This is a genomic window from Herbaspirillum sp. C9C3, assembly GCF_013359625.1.
Taxonomy (GTDB): Bacteria; Pseudomonadota; Gammaproteobacteria; order Burkholderiales; family Burkholderiaceae_D; genus Herbaspirillum.
Window position 1 is genome coordinate 74,544 of sequence record NZ_JABFMQ010000008.1, and the last position, 2,374, is coordinate 76,917.

At 65.1% G+C, this 2,374-nt stretch carries 2 protein-coding genes and 1 pseudogene; 1 reads left to right on the forward strand and 2 read right to left on the reverse strand.

Annotated elements, in window-relative coordinates:
• Positions 1–290, reverse strand: a pseudogene (locus HNO82_RS10145) (hypothetical protein); the annotation flags it as partial.
• Positions 291–315: 25 nt separating this feature from the next.
• Here HNO82_RS10145 and HNO82_RS10150 point away from each other — a divergent pair.
• Positions 316–1,446, forward strand: a complete 1,131-nt coding sequence (locus HNO82_RS10150) for an autotransporter outer membrane beta-barrel domain-containing protein (RefSeq protein ID WP_217509870.1) — start codon at positions 316–318, stop codon at positions 1,444–1,446.
• A 288-nt stretch (positions 1,447–1,734) separates the two neighbouring features.
• On the opposite strand, the gene HNO82_RS10155 is transcribed toward HNO82_RS10150, so the two are convergent.
• A partial coding sequence (locus HNO82_RS10155; protein ID WP_502709273.1) for a hypothetical protein occupies positions 1,735–2,374 on the reverse strand: 640 nt, incomplete at its 5' end.

Genomic DNA, 2,374 nt, shown 5'->3' on the forward strand with positions numbered 1-2,374 from the left:
ACGAGTGCGCCTGCTACCAGTACGCCTGCCGCGAGCACACCGGTAACGAGTGCGCCCGCTACCAGTACACCTGCCACGAGCACACCGGTAACGAGTGCGCCTGCTACCAGTACGCCTGCCGCGAGTACACCGGTAACGAGTGCGCCTGCTTCCAGTGCAGTAGCTCCGAACATGCCGGTGGCCAGTGCACCGGCATCCGGCACGTCCACCGGGAGCGTGCCTGCAGCGGCGGCCGTAGTGGTACCGCCAGCACCGGCAGCACTGGCAGCACCGCCAGCACCCGCAGTCAAAGTAGCCCCGGCAGTGCGTACTCCGATGGCAGTCGCTGCCGCCACTGCTGCGGCTGCGGTGGCGCCGGTGCTGGACCGTCAGATCCAGCGTCCCTCCAGCGCCGATATGGCGCAGGTCGTCACTGCTCTGGGACGTCTGCCCGACGCCACCAGCGTTCTGCGCGCCGCCGCCCAGACCCTGCCCAGCAACATCAGCGACAACGCCATCCGTGGCACCCTGGCTTCGCTCAATCGCGTCATTGCCACGCGCATTGATGCGGGTAATGCTGGCGGCGGTATGGGCGGTGCGGGGCGCGGCGTGGGCTATGGCGAGGCCGGTGGCGATCGCCAGGTCTGGCTCATGCCTTTCGAATCGCGTTCGAACCAGGGGGATCGCAATGGCGACTCCGGTTTCAGCGCCAGCACCCGGGGCATGGCCGCGGGCACCGAGGTGGAGCTGGACAGCGGGCGCATTGGATTTTCTTACGCCTATGCCAGCACCAGTGCCAGCGGCAACACCGCCATCACCGGTACCGGCAGCCGCAGCCGTATCGAATCCAACATGGTGGCCGTCTATGGCAGCGTCCCGCTGGGTGAGCTGGCGCTGTCCTGGCAGGCCGACGCCGGCTGGAACAGCAACCGCCTGGCACGTGAGCTGCGCTTCGGCGGGTTGAACCGCGTGGCCAGCAGTCGCTACGACAGCTGGAGTGCGCACGTGGGCGCAAACGTATCGCATACGCTGCCCTTGGGTGAAGCATTGAGCGTAGTACCGGCCTTGCAGCTTGATTACACCCGTCTGCAAAGTCCGTCCTACGCCGAGAGCGGGGCAGGCGATCTGAGCCTGGCGGTGCAGGGCAAGCGCAGCCAGGCCTTGTTGCTGGGTGTAGGTACGCGCTTGAACTATGCGCTCACGACGGCTTCGCAGATCAGCGCCAATGTCGGTGCCAGCTACGATGTCATCAACGCGCGCGACGAACTGGTGGCCACTTATGCCGGGACGCCGGGCCAAGCCTTCAGCGCACCCGGTGCGGCACGTTCTGCATGGTTGTTCAAGGCGGGTATCAGCTATCGCCACCAGTTGAGCACCGCCACCGATATCTCGCTGCGCCTGGATGCGGAAGGTCGCAGCGGTTTCATCAACCAGTCCGCAGCGCTCAAGGCCAGCTGGCGCTTCTGATCTGCACGCGGCCGCCCCCAGCAGCCTGGCTGAGGGCGGCTTCTCTCTCTCCTTCCATTCTCGCGCAAGGCATCAAGGCGCATGGTGCTGCATCCTGGCTAGCACCAAAAGACAATGTCCAGAAAGGCAGTGCCCCTCGACAATGCCTCCCTACAAAAACCGGTTCAACCGGTACGCAGGGAGGGATAACAACAAGGGCGGGGGATGGGTCTAGCTTCCCGATGGCCTCGCCCAAGATCGAGGAAGGTAAGATGATGAATCAAAAGAAGCAGCACAATTGTGCCTGCATCATGCCGCCTGCCGCTCTGCGTAAGCACAGTCTCTATGCTGCCATATTGCTGACCCTGGGCCCGGCCTTGAGTGTGCCGGTGGGCGCGCAGACGGCGTTGCTCGCGGATGTGGAACTGGCAGTACCAGCGGTGTCGGAGTCACCGGCAGAGACAGCAGTACAGGAGTCGCCAGTGAACTCTCCAGCACCTGCATCGTCGGCGACACAAGAATCACCAGCGGCACAGGGGGCAGCAGCATCGGCTGCGTCGACCGCACCTGCATCGTCGGCGGCACAGGAATCAGCAGTAGCACAGGGAGCACCAGCATCAGCCGCATCGGCCGCACCTGCAACGTCGGCGACACAAGAATCACCAGCGGCACAGGGGGCAGCAGCATCGGCTGCGTCGACCGCACCTGCATCGTCGGCGGCACCGGAATCAGCTGTAGCTCAGGGAGCCCCAGCATCAGCCGCATCGGCCGCACCTGCAACGTCGGCGACACAAGAATCGCCAGCGGCACAGGGGGCAGCAGCATCGGCTGAATCGGCCGCACCGGCGGCATCAGCGACACCGGAATCACCGGCGGCACAGGGAGCGTCAGCGGCATCGGCCGCACCTGCATCGTCAGTGATGCCGAAGCCGCCAGCAGCACAGGGAGC